Here is a 19,427-nt window from a genome sequence, read left to right as displayed (position 1 = left end):
GTCGCGGCCGCCACCGGTGCGGTCACGGCCAGCGGCGTACTTCGGGGAACGCCGCGCGGGGGCCGTCCAGCAGTGTCGTGGGACGGCCGAGCAGGTGCCTGTCCACGAACGCCCGGACGTACGTCCGAGTGATCTTCACCGCCCGTGCTCCGGGCAGTTGTCCCGCCGGCAGCCCGGCCTGCTCGTTGAGCAGCGGATAGTCGGTGAACGAGTCGTGGTCCGAGCCCGTCACGGTCAGCCAGCGCTTCCACCCGGTCAACCTCGGCCAGTTCGCCCCCCACGAGGGCTCCTCGGCCGACGAGCCCGGCTTGAACGACGTCGCGGTGCCGAACAGCAGGAACGGCCGGGCCAGCCCGGCGGCGGGCAGCGGCTCGATGAACGAGCCGTCCATGTTGGCGCCCGCGTCGATGCGCGGGTCGTCCACCATGGCCTTGGCCGCGCTGTTGCCGCCGATGGAGTGCCCGACCATCGCGATCCGCGTGGTATCGACCTGCCCGGGAGCCCCCCACGAGCCCAGCTTGTCGATGACGAACGACATGTCGGCCGACCGGATCGCCGGGACCAGCCCGGGTGAGTCGGTGATCTCGCACGCCTTGCAGGGGGCGGTCCTGCCGTCGGGCAGGGTCACCCCGGCCGCCTCGTAGGTGTGGTCGACCGCGGCGGCCAGGTAGCCGCGGCTGGCCAGCTCCTCGCCGAGCGCGGTCAGCGACGAGCGCGGCGCCCCGAAGCCGGGGGAGAGCAGAACGACCGGCAGGCGGGTCCGGGCGGGCGCGGCGCCGGCCCTGGCATTGGTCCGCACGTGGCTGAGCGCGTCGGGCGGCATGCCCTCGACGCCCTCCGCCGCCAGCAGCGCCGCCGACTCCTCCGGCGTCATGTACCTGGCGCGCGGCTTGGCGGAGGGCTTGGCCGGGTACCAGAGGCTGACCATGAGCTGGCGGCGTTCGGCGGGGGTCCACGGGTCGGCCCTGCTCTGGTCGACGAGGTGCAGCGTGGCCGCGCCGACGGGGAAGGCGCCTGTGGGCGCGGGCAGGGCCAGGGCGGGCGGGGACGGTTTCGCCGAGGCGATGGCCGGAGACGCGCCCGCCAGTACGGCGAGGGCGGCGGCGGCCAGAGCGCGAGGCAGTGAGGAGGACATGCCCCGCAACGTAAATACTGGTCGCCGCCGGTGGTATCGTCCGGGAAGCCAAGGCCAGGCACCGCATCTTTGCCGTGGCGGCCAAACGGTTCGCCCGGGCCCGTCCAGATACTGAATCCATGGATCTGGATCAGGTAGAACGCGCCATAGCCTCTCTCGTCGAGCCGGACGCCCCCGGCCTCGCGGTCGGTGTCTACGCGGACGGCAAAGTGCTCCGCACGGCGGCCAAGGGCGTGGCCACCGTGGAGTTCGGCGTCCCCGTCGACGCGACCACCCGCTTCGACATCGCCTCGGCCAGCAAGCAGTTCACCGCCGCGTGCCTGCTGCTGCTGGCCAGGGACGGCAAGCTGAGCCTGTCGGACGACGTCAGGAAGCACCTGCCGGAGCTGAGCCTGGAGGTCCCGGTCACGCTGGGGCAGTGCCTGCAGCACACCGGCGGCCTGCCCGAGTGGTACGCCCTGCAGGCGATCACCGGCGTGCCGCTCCAGGTGCTGAGCGAGGAACGGCTGATGAAGATCGTCGAGGCGATCCGCAGGACCGCCTTCGAGCCGGGCACCGACTTCTCCTACTCCAACACCGGCTACATCCTGGCCGCCGTGGTGGTCAGACGGGTCACCGGGCAGTCGCTCGCCGAGTTCGCCCGCGACCGGGTGTTCACCCCGCTCGGCATGACCGACACCGTCTACCGCGACGACGCCTCCGTACCGCTGCCCCGCATGGCCTACGGGTACGCGGGCGGCAGCAGGGCCGACACCGAGGAGAGCGCCGTCGGCGACGGCAGCCTGGTGACCAGCGTCAGCGACCTGGCCTCCTGGTTCGGCTTCCTCGCCGACGGCCGGGTGCTGGGCGCCGACCTCAGGGACGCGCTGCTGGAACGAGCCATACTCGCCGATGGCACTGTGCTGCCCTACGCGCACGGCATCTACCACACCACGATCGGCGACCTGCCCGCCTACGCCCACGCGGGCGGCATGCACGGCTACGTCTCCAACCTGCTCTACCTGCCGGGACCCGACCTCGGCATCGCGGTGCTGACCAACCAGAGCGCGCTGGACCCGATCGGCCTCAGCGAGGGCTTGGCCGCGGCGCTCACCGGGCAGCGGCCCGCCGCCAAGCCGGTCCTGCTGGAGGCGGGGCGGGCAGAGGCGGCCAGGCCGCCGCTGCTCGGGCACTGGCAGGACGTGGCGGCCGGCGAGGCGATCAGCTTGGCCCCTGTGGCGGAGGGCAGGATCGCGGCCGAACTCCACGGGGAACCCGTGGAGTTCGCGCTCGGCGAGGACGGCCGCTGGCAAGGGCAGGGGGAGGCCGACGGCGCCTGGCTGGCACTGGAGGACGGGCGGCTGCTGCTGGGCAGCCAGTCTGCCGCGCGCAGGCCGGTCGTCTTCAGGCCGTGCGCCGCGCCCGGTGACGCGCCCGCGCCCGAGGGGGCGTGGCTCAGCGACGAACTGGGCGTGCTCGCCGTGCACCAGGACGGCGAGCTGAGCGTCGGCCTCACGCTGCGGCTCCCGGTCACGCCCGCGCCCGCGGGGGCCTGGCGGGCGGGACCGTTCACGCTGCGCCTGGACGAGGCCGGTGACCTGCTGCTCAGCGGCGGCGGGCTGCGCGGCATGAGGTTTTTCGCCGCGCCCGAGGGCACGAGGCCGGTAGGCATCCCCCCTGGGCTGGTGTAGCGCGGGGCCTTGTCCTGCAGGACGAGGTTGGGAGCGAGGAGTTTGGCTGTCGGGTCAGTGAACGCGAGGCGTCGTGCTTCTAGCGTCCGACTATCTCCGCCACTCCTTCTCCGAGGTGGTTTCATGACAACCAAAACCGCGCTCAGCAGGGCCGCGATCGCCGCCCTGCTCCTGCTGTCTGCGGGCTGCGCCGGATCCAAGAGCTCTGGATCCGGCGCACCCCGCGACACGTTGCGCTGGGCGTTGGCCGATACGCCCAACAGTCTCGACATCGCACACGGCTTCAACACCCCCTCCACGACCATCCAGTTCGCCGTGCTCGACACCATGGTGACCATCGGGCGCGATGGCCAGGTCGCACCAGGCATCGCCGAGTCGTGGACGCACCCGGACCCGCACACCTACATCTTCACCATGCGCGAAGGCGTGAAGTTCAGCGACGGCACCCCGGTCACCGCCGAGGACGCCGCCTTCTCGCTGGCCCGCCACACCGACCCCAAGGTCGCCTCCCAGGCCGCCAGCTACGTCACCCAGGTGGAGAAGGTCGAGGTCACCGGCCCCCGCACGGTGCGGGTCACGCTGAGCAAGCCGAACCCGACGTTCCTCGCCACCGCCTCGATGTCCTGGCAGATCGTGCCGAAGAAGCTGGCCGAGGCCCACCCGAAGGACCTCGGCTCCCCCGAGGTCCCCACGCTCGGCTCCGGCCCCTACAAGGTCACGAAGTTCTCCCTCACCTCGGGCGTGACGCTGGAGCGCAACGAGCTGTACTGGGGCCCGAAGTCGCCCATGCGCAAGGTCGAGATCAAGACCATCACCGACCCGGAGACGCTGCGCCTGGCCGTCTCCTCCGGCGAGGTCGACGGCACCGCCGACGTCAACCCGCGTGATATCCGCAAGTGGGCCACCCTGCCGGGTGTCGCCACCCTCACCTACCCGGCCAACAACGTCTCCTTCCTGTCGCTGACCGTGAAGAACGGCCCGCTCAAGGACGTCCACGTGCGCCGCGCCATCGCGCACGCCGTCGACCGTACGGCGCTGGCCACGCTGTTGACCGGAGGCCGTGGCGAACGCGCCGACACCATCCTGTCCAAGCCCCAGCTCCTCACCCTGTACGGCGCCACGCCGCCGAAGCTGCTCACCTACGCCTACGACGTGAACGCGGCCAAGGCCGAGCTGGCCAAGTCGGCCTACCCGAAGGGCTTCACCATCGTCGCGCCGTACGACAGCGGGGGTGACGGAACCAGCGCGCTGCAGGCGGTCGTCGCCGACCTCGCGAAGATCGGCATCACGCTGGAGCTGAAGCCGATGCCCTCGGAGGCGTACACCACCCAGCTCATGGAGAACAAGGGCACCTCGATCCAGCTGTCCAACCTGGTCTACGGCACCCCTGACCCGGGCGAGGTCCTGCCCGACCTGCTCAGCCGCGCCTCGGCCGAGCCGCAGGGCTTCAACCGCAGCGGCTACGGCACGGCCGAGCTGGACGCCAAGCTCGACGAGCTCGGTAAGCTCGAGGGGCCGGCCAGGGTCGAGGCGGTCACCAAGGTGCTCACCGAGGCCGCCGAGCAGGTGCCGTACCTGCCGTTGTTCCACGCCGAGGGCGCTGTGGCGCTGAACAAGAAGTTCAAGGGCGACTACCACACCTGGATCTCGAACTTCTTCAGCGTGGTCAGCCCGGTGGCTGGTTCCTGATGGCCTTCATCGCCCGCCGGCTGGCGGCCGCCGTACTCCTGCTCGGCGTGCTGTCGGTGCTCAGCTACACGCTGCTGGCGGCGGCGCCGGGCAACCTTGAGCAGGTCCTGCTCGGCCCGCGCCCGTCCACACCCGAGGCCCGCGCCGCCATCCGCGCCGAGTTCCACCTCGACGACCCGGTCCCCGTCCGCTACGCCGCCTGGCTCAGCGACGCCGTGCGCGGCGACTTCGGCACCTCGGTCTACACCCGCGAACCCGTCACCGAGATCATCGCCGACCGGCTGCCGGTCACCGCCGGCCTGGCCGGCTACGCGCTGATCCTCACCGTCGGCATCGGTGTGCCCGCCGGGCTTGCCGCCGCGATGCGCCGAGGCAGCGCACTCGACCAGGGCATCACCCTGTCCGCGCTGGTCGCCCTCGCGATCCCGACGTTCGCGATGAGCATCCTGCTGCTGTACGTCTTCGCGGTCACGCTCGGCTGGTTCCCCGTCTTCGGAGCGGGCGAGACCGCCGCCGAGCGGATCGTCCACCTGACCCTTCCGGCCATCGCGCTCGCCACCGGGCAGGCGGCTCTCCTCATCCGGCAGATGCGCGCCGCCGCCCTCGACCTGGTGGGGCAGGACTACCTGACGTTCGCCCGGGCGCGGGGGCTCAGCCTGCCGCGCATCTGGATCAGCTACGCGCTGCGCAACACCGCGCTGCCCGTGCTCACCGTCGGCGGCCTGCTGCTGGCCGCGAACCTGACGGGCGCGCTGTTCGTCGAGCGGGCCTTCGGGCTGCAGGGGCTCGGCGCGCTGCTCGTCGGGGCGGTCGGGCAGAAGGACATCCCGGTCGTGCAGGCGCTCGTCCTGCTCGGCGGAGCCGTGGTGGTGGGCGTGAACCTGCTGATCGACCTGGCCTACCTCGCGGTCGACCCGCGGGTGCGACACGGGGCGGTGGCCGCATGAGCGCCATCTCGGGTGCGCCGCTGCTGGGCGGGCGGGTGGCGCGGATGCGCCGCAACCGGCCCAAGGCGCTGACCCTGCTGTCGGGTGGCGTGCTGGCGCTGATGACGGTCGCCGTCGTGTTCGGGCCGTGGCTGGCGCCCTACGACCCGGCCGCGCAGGATCTGGCGCTCGGCGCGACGATGCCGAGCTGGGAGCACTGGGCGGGCACCGACGACCTCGGCAGGGACGTGCTGTCGCGCTGCCTGGTCGGGGCCCGCTCGGCGCTGGTCTGGCCGCTGCTGGTCGCGTTGTGCACGTGCGTGCTCAGCACCTCGCTCGGGCTGCTGGCGGGCTACCGGCTCGGCTGGATCGACGCCGTCATGATGCGCGTCGTGGACCTGTTCATCGCCATGCCCGGCATGCTCATGCTGATCGTCATGGTCGGGGTGCTCGGCGGCGGGATGGGCTGGGCGATGCTGGCGCTGGCGGTGCTGTTCACGCCGGGCGACATCCGGGTGGTGCGCAGCCTCACCATGGCCCAGCGGGAGCTGGCCTACGCCGAGGCGGCTCGCACGCTCGGGCTGAGCAAGTCGCGGATCATGTTCCGGCACCTGCTGCCCAACATCGCGCCGACCGTCGTCGCGGCCGCGCTGCTCAGCTTCGTCGCCGCGCTGGTCGCGCTGTCCGGGCTGTCCTTCCTCGGCATCGGCCTGCCCGCGGGCACGCCGGACTGGGGCCTGATGATCGAGGAGAACCGCGGCCTGCTCGACCTGAACCCGTGGGCGTCCGTCGTGCCCGCCGCGCTGGTCACCGTGGCCGCCACCGCCGCCACCCTGCTGGGCGACCAGCTTTTCGAGAGGCTCTCTGATGCTTGACGTGCAGGGCCTGAAGGTCACCGGCACCCGGACCATCGTGGACGGCGTCGACCTGTCGGTGGCCGAGGGCGAGACGGTCGGCCTGGTCGGCGAATCGGGCAGTGGCAAGTCGCTGACCGCCCGCGCGGTCGTCGGGCTGCTGCCCAAGGGGCTGCGCGCCGAGGGGTCGATCAGGCTCGGCGGCGCCGAACTCGTGGGCGCCAGGGAACGCGTGCTGCGCACGGTGCGCGGGCGGCGGATGGCGCTGCTCATGCAGGACCCGTTCGCGATGCTCAACCCGCTGCGCACGGCGGGCGCCCACATCGCCGAGTCGCTGCGGGGCAGGGCCGGCCGGGACGAGGTCGTCCGCAGGCTGGCCGAGGTCGGCATCGAGGACCCCTCGGTGGCCGGGCGCTACCCGTTCCAGCTCTCCGGCGGGATGCGCCAGCGCGTCGCCATGGCCGCGGCGCTGGCCGGCGACCCCGAGCTGATCATCGCCGACGAGCCCACCACGGCCCTTGACGCCACCACCCAGCACGAGATCCTCGCCCTGCTCGGCCGCATCCAGGAGGCGCGCGGGATGGGCGTGCTGCTCATCACCCACGACCTGCGGGTGGCCTTCGCCACCTGCGACCGGGTCGCCGTCATGTACGCGGGGCGCGTCGTCGAGCAGGGGCCTGGCCGGGAACTGGCCGAGACGCCCGCCCACCCGTACACGATCGGGCTGCTGGCCGCGCTCCCGTCCGTGGAGCACACCCTGGAACGGCTGGTGGGCATCCCGGGCAACGTGCCGGGGGCCGACACGGTGGCGGAGGAGTGCGCCTTCGCCGCGCGCTGCGACCACGCCACCCCGTCCTGCACCACCGCCCGGCCGCCCCTGCGCCTCATCGGCCCCGGCCGCCTCACGGCCTGCGTCCACGACACCACCCCGGCCCCGCCGTCCGCGGCGTCGTCCTCGCGCCCGCCACGGGCCACCTCCGAGCCATCCGCCCCCCTGCTGCGCATCGACGACCTCGGCAAGCGGTACGGCAAGCACACCGCCCTGGGCGGCGTCAGCCTCCAGGTCGCGGCGGGCGAGACGGTCGGGCTGGTCGGCGAGTCCGGGTCGGGCAAGACGACGCTGGCCAGGTCGGTGCTCGGGCTGGTGACGCCCGACAGCGGCCGGATCGAACTCGGCGGCCTGGACATCACCGCCCGCGCCCGGATGGACCCGCGCGAGCGCGCCAAGGTGCACCGGCTCGTGCAGTGCGTCTTCCAGGACCCGTCCACCTCGCTCAACCCGGCCATGACCGTCGGCGCGACGCTCGCCGAGGCGATCGCCAGGGCCGACCCCGGAGACCGGACCCCCGTGGGCGAGCTGCTCGAACTCGTCGGCCTGCCCGCCGGGTACGCCACCCGCCGCCCCAAGGCGCTGTCCGGGGGCCAGCGGCAGCGGGTCGCGATCGCCAGGGCGCTCGCCGTACGGCCGGCCCTGCTCATCTGCGACGAGCCGGTGGCCTCGCTGGACGTGTCCGTGCAGGCGCACGTGCTGGAACTGCTGCGCCGGATCGGGCGGGACCTCGGCACCGGGATGCTGTTCATCACCCACGACCTCGCCGTCGTGCGGCAGATCGCCGACCGGACCGTGGTGCTGTTCAAGGGCGAGATCGTCGAGCACGGCGACACGGCGGCGGTGCTGGACGCGCCCGCCCACGACTACACCAGGCGACTGGTGGCCGCTGTGCCCTGACGTCATGTCGCTGAGGACGAGAGAGCCGCCAATCCTCATACCAAAGGATGAAGCGGACACAGTTCACTTTACGAAAGGCTTGGCTTCATGTACGACCTCATCCTGCGTGGCGGCACAGTCCACGACGGGCTCGGCTCGCCCGGCCGTACCGCCGACGTGGCGATCAGCGGTGGCCGCGTCGTCGCGATCGGCCGCGACCTCGGCGCCGCCACGCGCGTCGTCGAGGTGGGCGGCCTCGTTGTCGCGCCCGGCTTCCTCGACCCGCACAGCCATTCCGACGGCGTGCCGTTCATGGCCGAGGCGCAGCCGTTCAAGCTGCTGCAGGGCGTCACCACCGAGATCGTCGGCAACTGCGGCTTCTCCTGCGGCCCGTCGAACCCGGAGACGGTCGGCTTCATGGCCGAATCGCTCAGCGACCGGGCCTTCGCCACCTTCGGCGGCTATATGGACGCCGTGGAGATGGAGGGCACGACCAACAACCTCGCGGTGCTCCTCGGGCACAACACGTTGCGCCTGGCCGTCGGTGGCATGGACGCGGCGCTGCCGCCGGGCGGGCTGGAGCGGATGGTGGAGCTGGCGGCCGAGGCGTTCGAGGCGGGCGCGTGCGGGCTGTCCAGCGGCCTGGAGTACGTGCCCGGCGCGTACGCCGACACGGCCGAGCTGATCGCGCTGGCCCGTGTCGCCCGGCGCTGGAACACCGTCTACGCCACCCACATGCGCAGCGAGAGCGAAGGGCTCGCCGACGCGCTCGACGAGGCCATCGAGGTGGCGGCGGCGGCCGGGCTGCGCCTGCAGGTGTCGCACTGCAAGGCGTCGGGCCGGAACGTGCACGGGGCGTCGAAGATGCTGCTGGACAAGTTGGCCGCGGCCCGGGTCAGGGGCGTGGACCTGCGCGCCGACATCTATCCCTACCAGGCCTTCTGCACCGGGCTGGTGGCGGTGCTGCCGCCGGCCGCGTGCGAGGGCGGACAGGCGGAGCTGCAGCGTCGGCTCGCCGATCCGGCCGAGCGGGCGTCGCTGCGCGCCCTGGCCGAGGACCCGGCCCAGGGGACCGGCGTCGGGTTCTGGCGGGAGCTGCACCCCGAGGACGTGCAGATCATCCAGCACGCCTCTCCCGAGGTGGCCGGGCGGCGGCTGGCCGAGGTGCTGGACGGGCGCGACCCGTGGGACGCGCTCTGTGACCTGCTCGCCGCCGACCCGCACGCCGAGGGCGTCTTCCACACGATGCACGACCACGACGTCACGCGGATCATGCAGGACCCGCTGGTGTCGATCGGCTCCGACAGCGGCCCGCCCGAGGGGCCGAACCACCCCCGCACCTTCGGCACCTTCCCCACCTTCTTCGGCGACTACGTGCGCGAGCGCGGGGTCGTGCCGATGGCCGAGGCGATCCGCAAGGTCAGCTCGGCGACCGCCGCCCAGTTCGGCCTCGCCGACCGCGGCTGGCTGGGCGTCGGCGCCGTCGCCGACGTGTGCGTGTTCGACGCCGAGCAGATCCGCCACGACGGCACCTATGACGCGCCGGACGTACGGCCGGTCGGTGTCACGCACGTGGTGCTGGGCGGCCGGATGGTGATCGACGACGGCGAGTTCACCGGCGGCAGGCACGGCCGGGTGCTCCGAAGAGGAGCCGTGTGAGCGCAGACGGCAGGGTGACCCTCGGCGTGCTGCTGGACAGCCTCGGCGCCGAGGCGGTCACCGCGTTGTGCCTCCCGTCGGGTCGTCAGACCCTGGTCGGCGCGCCCGTCATCTACGGCTCCGACGAGCCGATGATCGCCTTCGACGGCGCCCTCCTGCTGGTCACCGGCAAGCCCGAGGCCGCACTGCTGGAGCGGGCGGCCTCCGCGGGCGTCGCCGCGGTCGTGGTGCGGGGCGGGCTCGGCGACCCCGCGCCCCTGGTGGAGACGGCCAGGAGCACGGGCGTCGCGCTGCTGGCCGCCGCGCCCGGCCTGTCCTGGGGGCAGCTCTACGCGCTGGTCGACGCCCTGCTCGCGGTCGTCGCCCCCGCCGCCGACCTGGGCGGGGTCCAGGCCGCCGACCTGTTCGCGCTCGCCAACCAGGTGGCCACGCGGGTCGGCGGCGCGGTCGCGATCGAGGACCTGGCCATGCGGGTGCTGGCCTACTCCACGGTGGGCGGCCAGCAGATCGACGAGCTGCGCAGGGAGGGCATCCTCGGCCGGCGGGTCCCCGAGCATCCGACACATCCCGAGGAGTACGCCGCCGTCCTGCGCTCCGAGGAGGCCGTGTGGAGCTACGAGCCGCGCGAGTACCTCCCCAGGCTGGCGATCGCCGTACGGGCCAGGGGAGAGGCGCTCGGGACGATCTGGGTGGTGCAGGCCGACACCCCGCTCGAACCCGACGCCGCCGCCGTGCTCGCCGAAGCGGCGAAGACCGCCGCGCCGCACCTGGCGCGGATCAGCCTGGCCGCCGACGAGGCCCGCAGGACCAGAGACGAATGGCTCGGCTGGCTGCTGCGCGGCGTCGGGCCCGTCGGCGAGCTGGCCACCTCGTTCGGCCTGCACCCCGACGAGCCGGTCGCGGTCGTCGCGATCGGCACCCGGGAGGCCGAGCCGAGGACGGCGCAGTCCACGCCGAGGCGGACCGACATCTTCGCCGCCACCCACGCCGGCGACCTGCTGCGCACCGCCTACGCCGCCTACCGGATCAGGGCGGCCGTCGGCGCGGTGGACGGCAGGGCGTACGCCATCGTCGCGGCCGGCTCCACCGCGCCGCTGCTGCGCCGCATCACCGCCGACACCCTCGGCCAGATCACCGACCGCCTGGGCGGCGAGTGGCGGGCCGGGATCGGCAGGACCGTGGGGTCGGTCGCGCAGACGCCGATCAGCGCCAGGCAGGCCGGTGAGGCGCTACGCGCGATGTGCGGGCCGTTCGCCGGAGGCGAGGTGGGCGGGCACGAGGAGCTGTCGGCGGCGCTGTTCCTGCTGGATGTGGCCGGCTCGATGAAGACCAGGCCGGCGCTGCTGGGCGAGCCGCTGTCGCTGGTGGTACAGCATGACGCCAAGCACGGCACGGACTATGTGCACAGCCTGCGCGTCTGGCTGGCCGCGCACTACGACGTGCCCAGGGCGGCCGAGACGCTGTCGCTGCACCCGAACACGCTCCGCTACCGGCTGCGCCGGATCGGCGAGCTGATCGCGCTGGACGACCCGGACGTCCGGCTGGTTCTGGCGCTCCAGCTGCGGCTGGGCCAGGTGCGGGCGTCCGGCACAAACAGCGGCGAGTGAAGTTCGGCTTCCACGCCAACGCCCCGGCAGGGGTACCGGCGGAATGCTGGAGCGCATGGTCGAACTCCTCACCCGGGCCGAGGCGGGGGTACGCGTCGTACCCCTGCACGGCACCTCCCAGCTCCTGGCCGCCGACCGGCTACTACGCCGCATCTGGAACATTCGAACGGGCGACGATCCGCCGCTGGCCGTCGACATCATGTGCGCGCTCGTCCACACCGGCGGCTACGTCGGCGGCGCCTACCTCGGCGATGAGCTCATCGGCGTGGCGGCCGGGTTCCTCGCCGAGGGCGACAGTCTGCACTCCCATGTCGCGGGGGTGGCGGCCGAGGCGCAGGGCCGCGGGATCGGCAAGGCGATCAAGGCGCACCAGCGCGAGTGGGCGGCCGAGCGCGGCCTGAAGTCCATCTCGTGGACCTTCGATCCGCTTGTCCGGCGCAACGCCTTCTTCAACCTGGCCAAGCTCGGCGCGCGGGCCGAGCGCTACCTGCCCGACTTCTATGGACCGTTGACCGACGGAATCAACGACGGCGACGTCTCCGACCGGCTGTTGGCGCACTGGCCGGTCGAGCCCGCGCCCGTCCCGGAGGCGGCCGGTCCGGCCGAAGGCGCGGTCGTGATCCTCGACGAGTTCGGCGCCGGGCACGAGCCGCTCGGCGCGGCCGTCCTGCACTGCGCCACCCCCGCCGACATCGAGCGGCTGCGCCGCGAGCAGCCGGAGGAGGCCACGAGATGGCGGGCCGCCCAGCGGGCCGCGCTGACCGGCGCGCTGGACGAGGGCTACCGGATCACCGCCTTCACGAAGGATGGCTGGTACGTGCTGGAGAGTGCGGCATGAGACTCGTCGAAGCCGAACTGCGCACGGTCGCACTGCCGCTGGTCACCCCGTTCCGCACCTCGCTCGGCACCCAGACCGTGCGCAACGCGCTGCTGGTGCGGGTGCTCGGCGCCGACGGCGAGGAGGGCTGGGGCGAGTGTGTGGCCGAGGACGAGCCCACCTACAGCCCCGAGTACCTGGAGGGCGCGGCCGACGTCATCCGGCGCTTCTTCCTGCCCGCCCTGTTCGCCGTGCCCGACCTCGACGCCGCCGGGGTCGCGCCCGTGCTGGCGCACCTGCGCGGCTACCCGATGGCCAAGGCCGCCGTCGAGATGGCCGTGCTGGACGCGGTGCTCAAGGCGGGTGACACTGCGCTTGCCGTGCACCTCGGAGGGGTACGGGACCGCGTCCGCGTCGGCGTCTCGGTGGGCATCGCCCCCACTCTCGACGAACTGCTCGACACCGTCGACCGGCACGTGAGCGCCGGATACGCCCGGATCAAACTCAAGATCGAACCGGGCTGGGACCTGGAGCCGGTCCGCCTGGTCCGTGAGACGTTCGGCGCCGCGCTCATGCTCACCGCAGACGCCAACACCGCCTACACACCCGCCGACGCCCGCCACCTGAGCAGGCTCGACGCCTACGACCTGACCCTGCTGGAGCAGCCCTACGCCCCCGACGACCTGTACGGCCACGCCGAGCTCGCCGCCAGGATGGAGACGCCGATCTGCCTGGACGAGTCGATCACCTCGGCCCGTGACGCGGCCCGTGCGATCAGGGCGCGCGCCTGCTCGATCATCAACATCAAGCCGGGCCGGGTCGGCGGGTACCTGGAGGCGCGCCGCATCCACGACCTGGCCCAGGCCAACGGCGTCCCCGTGTGGTGCGGCGGGATGCTGGAGACGGGCCTCGGCCGGGCCGCCAACCTGGCTCTGGCCGCGCTGCCCGGCTTCACGCTGCCGGGCGACATCTCGGCGACGGCCCGCTACTACGACCGCGACATCACCAGGCCGTTCGAGCTGGCGGGAGACTCGATGGAGGTGCCTGTGGGGCCGGGGATCGGCGTGACGCCCGATCCGGAGGCTCTGAAGGATCTAGGGGTGAATTCTCCGTTGCAAGTTAGGAAACCTTCCTAACTTCCTTGACATCGCATCAAGCCACTTGCCACGATCGCCGGTAAGTGGCTTGGCGCGGCCTCCGCCCCGGAGGTGACGCGCTCAGCGAGAGACCTGCTGACCCGGCCGCTCTGTCCCAGCATGCCCACCGTCTCTTATCCCCCAGGAGACAGCCATGTCCAGACATCGTCTCTCGTTAACCGTCGCCGCCGTAGCGGCACTCCTGACCACCCTGGTCGTGGCGGTCGGCAGCGCCTCCGCCGCCGAGACCCTGCTGTCGCAGGGCAAACCCGCCACGGCCTCCTCCGTCGAGACGTCCTCCTACGACGCCGCCGCCGCGTTCGACGGCGACACCACCTCCTCGCGCTGGGCCTCCGTCGAAGGCCACGACCCCGAGTGGGTCACGGTCGACCTCGGCTCGCCGCAGCCGATCTCCCGGGTCGAACTGTTCTGGGAGGACGCCTACGCCACCGCCTACCAGCTCCAGGTGTCCGCCGACGGAAACACCTGGACGACCGTCCACTCCACCACCACCGGCGACGGCGGCCAGGACGAGATCACCGGGCTCACCGCCTCCGCCCGCTACGTGCGGATGCACGGCACCGCCCGCGCCACCCCCTACGGCTACTCGCTGTACGAGATGCGGGTCTTCGGCGGCACCCCCACCACCCCCTCGTCGGAGTACCAGGCCGAGAACGCGGCCCTGTCCCAGGCCTTCGTCGACACCAAGCACGCCGGGTACACCGGCACCGGGTTCGTCGACTACGTCAACACCACCGGCGGGTACGTCGAGTTCACCGTGACCGCCGCCGCGGCCGGCACGACCACCCTCACCTTCCGCTACGCCAACGGCACCACCGCGAGCCGGCCTCTCGCCGTCGCGGTCAACGGGACCACCGTCGCCACCCCGGGCTTCGCGACCACCGGCGCCTGGACCAACTGGCAGACCCAGGCCGTGCCGGTCACCCTGACCGCCGGGACCAACACGGTCAGGGCCACCGCCACGACCGCCACCGGCGGCCCGAACCTCGACAAGCTCACCGTCGGCACGGGCGGGCCCACCGAGCCGCCCGGCGACCCCTTCGTGGTGGCCGCCGCCGGTGACATCGCCGCCCAGTGCACCGCCAGCTCCAGCTCCTGTGCCCACCCCAAGACGGCCGCGCAGGTGCAGGCGATGAACCCCGAGTTCATCCTGACGATGGGCGACAACCAGTACGACGACGCCCTGCTGTCGGACTTCCGCAACTACTACGACAAGACGTGGGGCAAGTTCAAGAGCAAGACCAAGCCCGCCGTCGGCAACCACGAGACCTACGACCCCGCGGGCGTCTACGCCGGGTACAAGTCCTACTTCGGCAACATCGCCACCCCGCAGGGCAAGACCTACTACAGCTTCAACCGGGGCAACTGGCACTTCATCGCCCTGGACTCCAACTACTTCGACGACCAGGCCCAGATCGACTGGCTCACCGCCGACCTGAACGCCAACACCAAGGGCTGCATCGCCGCCTACTGGCACCACCCGCTGTTCAGCTCGGGTGAGCACGGCAACGACCCGGTCAGCAAGCCGATCTGGCAGCTCCTGTACGCGAAGAAGGCCGACCTGGTGCTCAACGGCCACGACCACCACTACGAGCGCTTCGCCCCGCAGAACCCGAACCAGCAGGCCGCCAACGACGGCATCGTGGAGATCCTCGGCGGCATGGGCGGCGCGTCGCCGTACAACATCGAGAACGTCCAGCCCAACAGCCTCAAGCGGCTGGCCGACACCTACGGGGTGCTCAAGCTGAGCTTCACCGACACCTCGTTCAGCTCGCAGCTCATCGGCATCGACGGGGCCGTCAAGGACAGCAGCCCCACCTACACCTGCCACTGACGGATGTACATCTCTCTGAAAGGGGGCCGCCTGTCCAAGGCGGTCCCCGCCAACATCGTCGCGCTCGGCGCGGTCAGCCTGGTCACCGACATCTCCTCGGAGATGATCACCGCCGTCCTGCCGCTCTACCTCGTCGGCGCGCTCGGCCTCAGCCTCGTGCAGTTCGGCCTGCTCGACGGCCTGTACTTCGGTGTCACCGCCCTGGTCCGCCTGGCCGGCGGCCACGCCGCCGACCGCTGGCAGCGCCGCAAGCTGGTCGCGGGCCTCGGCTACGGACTGTCCGCCGTCTGCAAGCTCGGCCTGCTCGCGGCCGGCTCGTCGGTCCCGTGGCTGGGCGCCGTGGTCGCCGCGGACCGCACCGGCAAGGGCCTGCGCACCGCGCCCCGGGACGCGCTCATCTCGCTGAGCGTCCCGGCCTCGGGGCTCGGCGGGGCGTTCGGCGTGCACCGGGCGATGGACACCGTCGGCGCCCTGCTGGGCCCGCTGGCGGCCTTCGCGGTGCTCACCGCCACCGCCGGCGCCTACGACGCGGTCTTCGTGACCAGCTTCTGCGTCGCGGCACTCGGCGTCCTGCTGCTCGTCCTGTACGTCGGGGACCGGCGCGAGCCGCTCGCCGCGGGGGTGTCCATCCGCTCGGCCCTCGGCCTGCTGGCCGACCGGCGCTTCCGGCGCGTGTGCCTGGTGGCGGCGGCCCTCGGGCTGGTGACGGTCAGCGACCCGTTCATCTACCTGCTCCTGCAGCGCGGCCACGCGGTCACCCCGGAGCTCTTCCCGCTGCTGCCACTCGGGACGGCGGCGGTGTACCTGCTGCTGGCGATCCCGCTGGGAAGGCTGGCGGACCGGGTGGGGCGGGTCGCCGTCTTCCTCGGCGGGCACGTGGCGCTGGCGCTGGGCTACCTGGTGCTGATCGGCCCCGGGTGGCTGGTGCCGGTGCTGGTGCTGCACGGGGCGTTCTACGCGGCGACGGACGGGGTGCTGATGGCGGTGGCGGGCCCGTTGCTGCCCGCCGAACTGAGGACCAGCGGCCTGGCGCTGCTGCAGACCGGGCAGGCATGCGCGCGGATGGCGTCGTCGATGGCGTTCGGGGTGCTGTGGACGGTGTGGGGGGCGCCGCTCGGGCTCACCATGATGGCCGCCGGGCTGGTCGTGGCGGCGCTGCTCGCTTGGAGGACTCTGTGACCACGGACCACGTACGGCAGGCGGAGCCGGACACCGCCACGCCCTCCCCGGTGAGGCCGCCGTCCAGCGGCAGGCGCCGGGCCGTCATCCTGGCGGCCGCCACCCTCGCGCTGATCGCCGGCGCCGCGACCTACGCGGTGCGGGCGACCGCCCCCACCCCGGTCGCCGACCGCTCCTTCGACACCACCACCCCGGGCAGGCTGCTGCTGCGCAGCGGCGGCAGGGTGGCCTCGGTACCCCTGGCGAACCCTGGAGCACCTCCCACGATCGGCGGCGCCACCTGCGACCGCTTCTACACGGCCAACGGCACCACCCTGTGCCTGGTGGCCCAGCCGGGAGCACTGCCCAAGACCTACGCCCTCCTCCTGGACCGCAAGCTCAAGGAGACCGGCCGGATCAACCTCGCCGGAATCCCGAACCGCGCCAGGGTCTCCGCCAGCGGGCGGATGGCCTCCTGGACGGTCTTCGTCACCGGCGACTCCTACAACCAGGGCGGCTTCTCCACCTGGACCGGCATCCTGGACACCAGGACCGGCTACTCGATCACCAACATGGAGGACATCCCACTGACCATGAACGGCAGGCGCTACCACTCCGAGGACGTCAACTACTGGGGCGTGACCTTCGCGGCGGACGACAACCGCTTCTACGCCACCGTGGGCACGAAGGGCAAAACGTACCTGGTGGAGGCCGACTACGGGGCCTGGAAGGCGCGAACGCTGCGCGAGAACGCCGAATGCCCCTCGCTGTCCCCGGACGGCGCCCGCCTGGTCTTCAAGAAGCGGATCTCCCCGGAGAAATGGCGCCTGCACGCCCTGGACCTGGCCACCATGCGGGAGACCCCGCTGGCGGAGAAGGCCAGCATCGACGACCAGGTGGCCTGGCTGGACAACGACACCGTCATGTACGCCAAGGGCAAGGACCTCTGGTCGGCCAGAGCCGACGGCACCGGCAGCCCGGCCATCCTCGCCGGACAGGCCTCCTCCCCGAGCACCCCCGCCCGCTAGCGGCCGACCGACAGGCGGAGCTGCTCCTCCTCGACGATCCGCCGGGCCAGCGACTGCTCCGAGACGTCGACCGCGTCAGGGGTGGCCTCCGCCAGGTCGCTGCGGCGGGCGTAGGCGTCGAAGAGCCGCGTCTTGCCCCGCAGGATGGTCAGCATCCGCTGGTCCACGCTGTCGGCGGTCAGCAGCCGGTGCACCTGGACCCGGCGCACCTGCCCCATCCGATGCGCCCTTGCCACCGCCTGGCTCTCCATGGTCGGCTTCACCTGCGGCTCGCAGATGATCACCACGGAGGCGGCCTGCAGGTTGAGACCCACGCCGCCCGCCTGGATCTGGCTGAGCAGCACGGCGTGCCCGGGCGCCGCGCCGAACTCGTCGACCACCTGCTGGCGGCGCGCGGGGGAGAGGTCCCCGGAGATGGGCCCGTGCACGGGGGACGGCAGCGCGCTCTCCACGGCGGACAGCACCGCGCGGAAGTAGGAGAAGACGACCACCTTGAGGTTGTTCTCGGCGGCCTCCTCGACGAGCTCGCGCAGGCGGCCGAGCTTGGCCGACGACTCGGGGCGGGCGTAGGCGGCGCGGCGCATCGCCATGAAGTTCCCCTTGGCCACCGCCTCGCGGTACGCCGAGGCGTCCGAGGGGCTGAAGGCCTCCCACTCGTCCACGTGGACCAGGTCGGGGAGCTCGGTGAGGACGTCCTCCTGGTTGCGGCGCAGATACGCGGGGGCCACGGCGCGGCGGAACGCCTGCGCGCCCGCCGCCCCGTCCGCGGCCCGGATGGTGTCGGCGAGGCCGGGCTGCAGGTAGCCGACGAGGGTGCGGAACTCCTCGACGCGGTTCTCCATCGGCGTCCCGGTGAGGAACAGCACGCGGTCGACCCTGGCGCACCACTTGGCGACGGCTTGGGAACGGCGGGCGGCCGGGTTCTTGACGTAGTGGGCCTCGTCCAGCACGAGCATGCCGACCGGCACCCCGTCGGGGATCTCCAGCCGGTGCAGGGCGTCGACGGTGCAGACGCCGACGTCGCCGGCGCGCAGCCACTCGGCCAGGGCGGCCGGGCGGTCGGGCCCGTGCAGGGCGAAGGCGCGCAGCGTGCTGCGGGTCTCGATCTCGCGCGTCCAGTTGATGAGGACGCTGGCCGGGCAGGCCACCACGAAGTGGGTGTCGCCCCGCGCCTTGAGATGGGCTAGGGCGGCGATGGCCTGGACGGTCTTGCCGAGGCCCATCTCGTCGCCCAGGATGACCCGGCGCTGCGCCAGCGCGAAGCGGGCGCCGAACGCCTGGTAGCCGCGGAGCGAGACCCGGCGGTGGGTGTCGTCGAGCTCCTGCGCCTTGACCCTGGCGGCGACGTCGTCGGGCAGGAAGCCCTCGGCGGCGACCCGGTCACCGGGCTCCAGGGCGGCCAGCTCGGCGAGCAGGTTGTAGTACTCCGGGGCGCGCAGCTCGAAGTCGATCCACGCCTCGGCGTCCGACGGCGCGGGGCGCAGCAGGTCGACGGTGGCCTGGCTGACCAGCAGCGCGGTGCCGTACGCGGCGGACTCGCCGAGCAAATCGCCGACCCGCTCCACGGCCTCCCTGGCCCTGGCCCGGCCCCGCCTGCCCGCGAACAGCATGCGCAGGCGGCCGCGCGCCGGTTTGGCGGCGGGCAGGAGTGCCGCCAGGCGGTCCTCGACCGCGTGGGCGGCCGCGCAGGCGCGGGCCAGGTCGGGCCCGGCGGCCACCAGCCGGGCTAACGCGACCAGCAGGGCCGTGGTCTCGGGATCGCGCCGGTCGACGTCGATCTGGACGGCGGTGACGGCCTCGGCCGCCTCGGCGATCTGCCGGGCGGCGGCGTGCACCTGGCCCGCGGTCCGCGCGCCGATGCCGGGCAGCAACTGCAGAGCGTGCGGTGTGGCGTCCAGGACCTGCAGCACCGTCGTGAAGCCGCCCTGTTCGAGGGCGCCGAGGCGCAACCGCCCGTCGGTGACGTCCCGCAGCCGGGCGACGGGGATGACCGCCAGTTCCGCACGCGCCAGCCGGGCCCGCAGCCCCGCCAGCGCGGTGTGCACCTCGGCGCGGGCCCGGGCGTCGTCGGTCAGCAGGGTGCGCGCGCCGGCGAGAAGGCGATCCGCCTCTGACAGGAGGGACTTCACCCGGACGACTGTAGGGGGAACGCCCCCGCGACCCAACCGGTACGGCCCCCGCCCTC

At 72.6% G+C, this 19,427-nt stretch carries 14 protein-coding genes; 12 read left to right on the top strand and 2 right to left on the bottom strand.

Translation table 11 applies throughout. The annotated features are described in order from the left end of the window. Positions 1 to 22: 22 nt before the first annotated feature. A complete protein-coding gene (locus ABZ911_RS07675) occupies positions 23 to 1,135 on the bottom strand; it encodes an alpha/beta hydrolase (protein ID WP_358053021.1) in 1,113 nt (370 codons plus the stop codon). Between the two features lie 119 nt (positions 1,136 to 1,254). Between ABZ911_RS07675 and ABZ911_RS07670 the strand changes: the two genes are divergently transcribed. The 12 genes from ABZ911_RS07670 to ABZ911_RS07615 all read left to right on the top strand — a co-directional run bounded on the left by ABZ911_RS07670 (position 1,255) and on the right by ABZ911_RS07615 (position 17,242). Beyond that, positions 1,255 to 2,805, top strand: a complete 1,551-nt coding sequence (locus ABZ911_RS07670; RefSeq protein ID WP_358053019.1) for a serine hydrolase domain-containing protein — start codon at positions 1,255 to 1,257, stop codon at positions 2,803 to 2,805. 123 nt (positions 2,806 to 2,928) lie between these two features. Continuing rightward, entirely contained in the window at positions 2,929 to 4,494 is a 1,566-nt protein-coding gene (locus ABZ911_RS07665) for an ABC transporter substrate-binding protein (RefSeq protein WP_358053017.1), read from the top strand. Then, the gene (locus ABZ911_RS07660) at positions 4,494 to 5,441 is read left to right on the top strand and encodes an ABC transporter permease (RefSeq protein ID WP_358053015.1); all 948 of its coding nucleotides are present in this window, start codon (positions 4,494 to 4,496) and stop codon (positions 5,439 to 5,441) included. The genes ABZ911_RS07665 and ABZ911_RS07660 overlap by 1 nt, the downstream gene beginning before the upstream one ends. Further along, complete coding sequence (locus ABZ911_RS07655; protein WP_358053013.1) at positions 5,438 to 6,295, top strand: ABC transporter permease; 858 nt, start codon at positions 5,438 to 5,440, stop codon at positions 6,293 to 6,295. The genes ABZ911_RS07660 and ABZ911_RS07655 overlap by 4 nt, the downstream gene beginning before the upstream one ends. After that, positions 6,288 to 8,003, top strand: a complete 1,716-nt coding sequence (locus ABZ911_RS07650; RefSeq protein ID WP_358053011.1) for an ABC transporter ATP-binding protein — start codon at positions 6,288 to 6,290, stop codon at positions 8,001 to 8,003. Before ABZ911_RS07655 ends, ABZ911_RS07650 begins: the two co-directional genes overlap by 8 nt. Before the next feature lie 87 nt (positions 8,004 to 8,090). Further along, positions 8,091 to 9,641, top strand: a complete 1,551-nt coding sequence (locus ABZ911_RS07645) for a D-aminoacylase (RefSeq protein WP_358053009.1) — start codon at positions 8,091 to 8,093, stop codon at positions 9,639 to 9,641. Then, entirely contained in the window at positions 9,638 to 11,248 is a 1,611-nt protein-coding gene (locus tag ABZ911_RS07640; RefSeq protein ID WP_358053007.1) for a helix-turn-helix domain-containing protein, read from the top strand. Before ABZ911_RS07645 ends, ABZ911_RS07640 begins: the two co-directional genes overlap by 4 nt. 55 nt (positions 11,249 to 11,303) lie before the next feature. After that, the gene (locus ABZ911_RS07635; RefSeq protein ID WP_358053005.1) at positions 11,304 to 12,086 is read left to right on the top strand and encodes a GNAT family N-acetyltransferase; all 783 of its coding nucleotides are present in this window, start codon (positions 11,304 to 11,306) and stop codon (positions 12,084 to 12,086) included. Beyond that, positions 12,083 to 13,201 carry an o-succinylbenzoate synthase gene (gene menC, locus ABZ911_RS07630; RefSeq protein ID WP_358053003.1) on the top strand — a complete coding sequence of 373 codons (1,119 nt, stop codon included), beginning with the start codon at positions 12,083 to 12,085 and terminating at the stop codon, positions 13,199 to 13,201. Before ABZ911_RS07635 ends, menC begins: the two co-directional genes overlap by 4 nt. A gap of 154 nt (positions 13,202 to 13,355) precedes the next feature. Then, on the top strand, positions 13,356 to 15,056 hold the full coding sequence (locus ABZ911_RS07625) for a discoidin domain-containing protein (RefSeq protein ID WP_358053001.1): 1,701 nt from the start codon (positions 13,356 to 13,358) through the stop codon (positions 15,054 to 15,056). Positions 15,057 to 15,059: 3 nt separating this feature from the next. Further along, on the top strand, positions 15,060 to 16,235 hold the full coding sequence (locus tag ABZ911_RS07620) for an MFS transporter (protein WP_358052999.1): 1,176 nt from the start codon (positions 15,060 to 15,062) through the stop codon (positions 16,233 to 16,235). Beyond that, entirely contained in the window at positions 16,232 to 17,242 is a 1,011-nt protein-coding gene (locus ABZ911_RS07615; RefSeq protein ID WP_358052997.1) for a hypothetical protein, read from the top strand. The genes ABZ911_RS07620 and ABZ911_RS07615 overlap by 4 nt, the downstream gene beginning before the upstream one ends. Here ABZ911_RS07615 and ABZ911_RS07610 read toward each other — a convergent pair. Further along, positions 17,239 to 19,371 (bottom strand): DEAD/DEAH box helicase, encoded by a 2,133-nt coding sequence (locus ABZ911_RS07610; protein WP_358052995.1) that lies wholly within the window; start codon positions 19,369 to 19,371, stop codon positions 17,239 to 17,241. The two genes, ABZ911_RS07615 and ABZ911_RS07610, sit on opposite strands and share 4 nt — an antisense overlap. Between the last annotated feature and the right edge of the window lie 56 nt (positions 19,372 to 19,427).

Origin of the sequence: Nonomuraea sp. NPDC046570 (genome assembly GCF_040645915.1) — a bacterium.
Taxonomy (GTDB): domain Bacteria; phylum Actinomycetota; class Actinomycetes; order Streptosporangiales; family Streptosporangiaceae; genus Nonomuraea.
This window is presented reverse-complemented; position numbering and strand designations above follow the sequence as displayed.

What these genes read in the sequence shown, in the direction of transcription:
- ABZ911_RS07625 (WP_358053001.1), top strand. Translation starts at nt 13,356, where the DNA reads ATGTCCAGACATCGTCTCTCGTTAACCGTCGCCGCCGTAGCGGCACTC.
- ABZ911_RS07645 (WP_358053009.1), top strand. Translation starts at nt 8,091, where the DNA reads ATGTACGACCTCATCCTGCGTGGCGGCACAGTCCACGACGGGCTCGGC.
- ABZ911_RS07670 (WP_358053019.1), top strand. Translation starts at nt 1,255, where the DNA reads ATGGATCTGGATCAGGTAGAACGCGCCATAGCCTCTCTCGTCGAGCCG.
- ABZ911_RS07660 (WP_358053015.1), top strand. Translation starts at nt 4,494, where the DNA reads ATGGCCTTCATCGCCCGCCGGCTGGCGGCCGCCGTACTCCTGCTCGGC.
- ABZ911_RS07620 (WP_358052999.1), top strand. Translation starts at nt 15,060, where the DNA reads ATGTACATCTCTCTGAAAGGGGGCCGCCTGTCCAAGGCGGTCCCCGCC.
- ABZ911_RS07665 (WP_358053017.1), top strand. Translation starts at nt 2,929, where the DNA reads ATGACAACCAAAACCGCGCTCAGCAGGGCCGCGATCGCCGCCCTGCTC.
- ABZ911_RS07675 (WP_358053021.1), bottom strand. Translation starts at nt 1,135, where the DNA reads ATGTCCTCCTCACTGCCTCGCGCTCTGGCCGCCGCCGCCCTCGCCGTA.
- ABZ911_RS07655 (WP_358053013.1), top strand. Translation starts at nt 5,438, where the DNA reads ATGAGCGCCATCTCGGGTGCGCCGCTGCTGGGCGGGCGGGTGGCGCGG.
- ABZ911_RS07635 (WP_358053005.1), top strand. Translation starts at nt 11,304, where the DNA reads ATGGTCGAACTCCTCACCCGGGCCGAGGCGGGGGTACGCGTCGTACCC.
- menC (WP_358053003.1), top strand. Translation starts at nt 12,083, where the DNA reads ATGAGACTCGTCGAAGCCGAACTGCGCACGGTCGCACTGCCGCTGGTC.
- ABZ911_RS07650 (WP_358053011.1), top strand. Translation starts at nt 6,288, where the DNA reads ATGCTTGACGTGCAGGGCCTGAAGGTCACCGGCACCCGGACCATCGTG.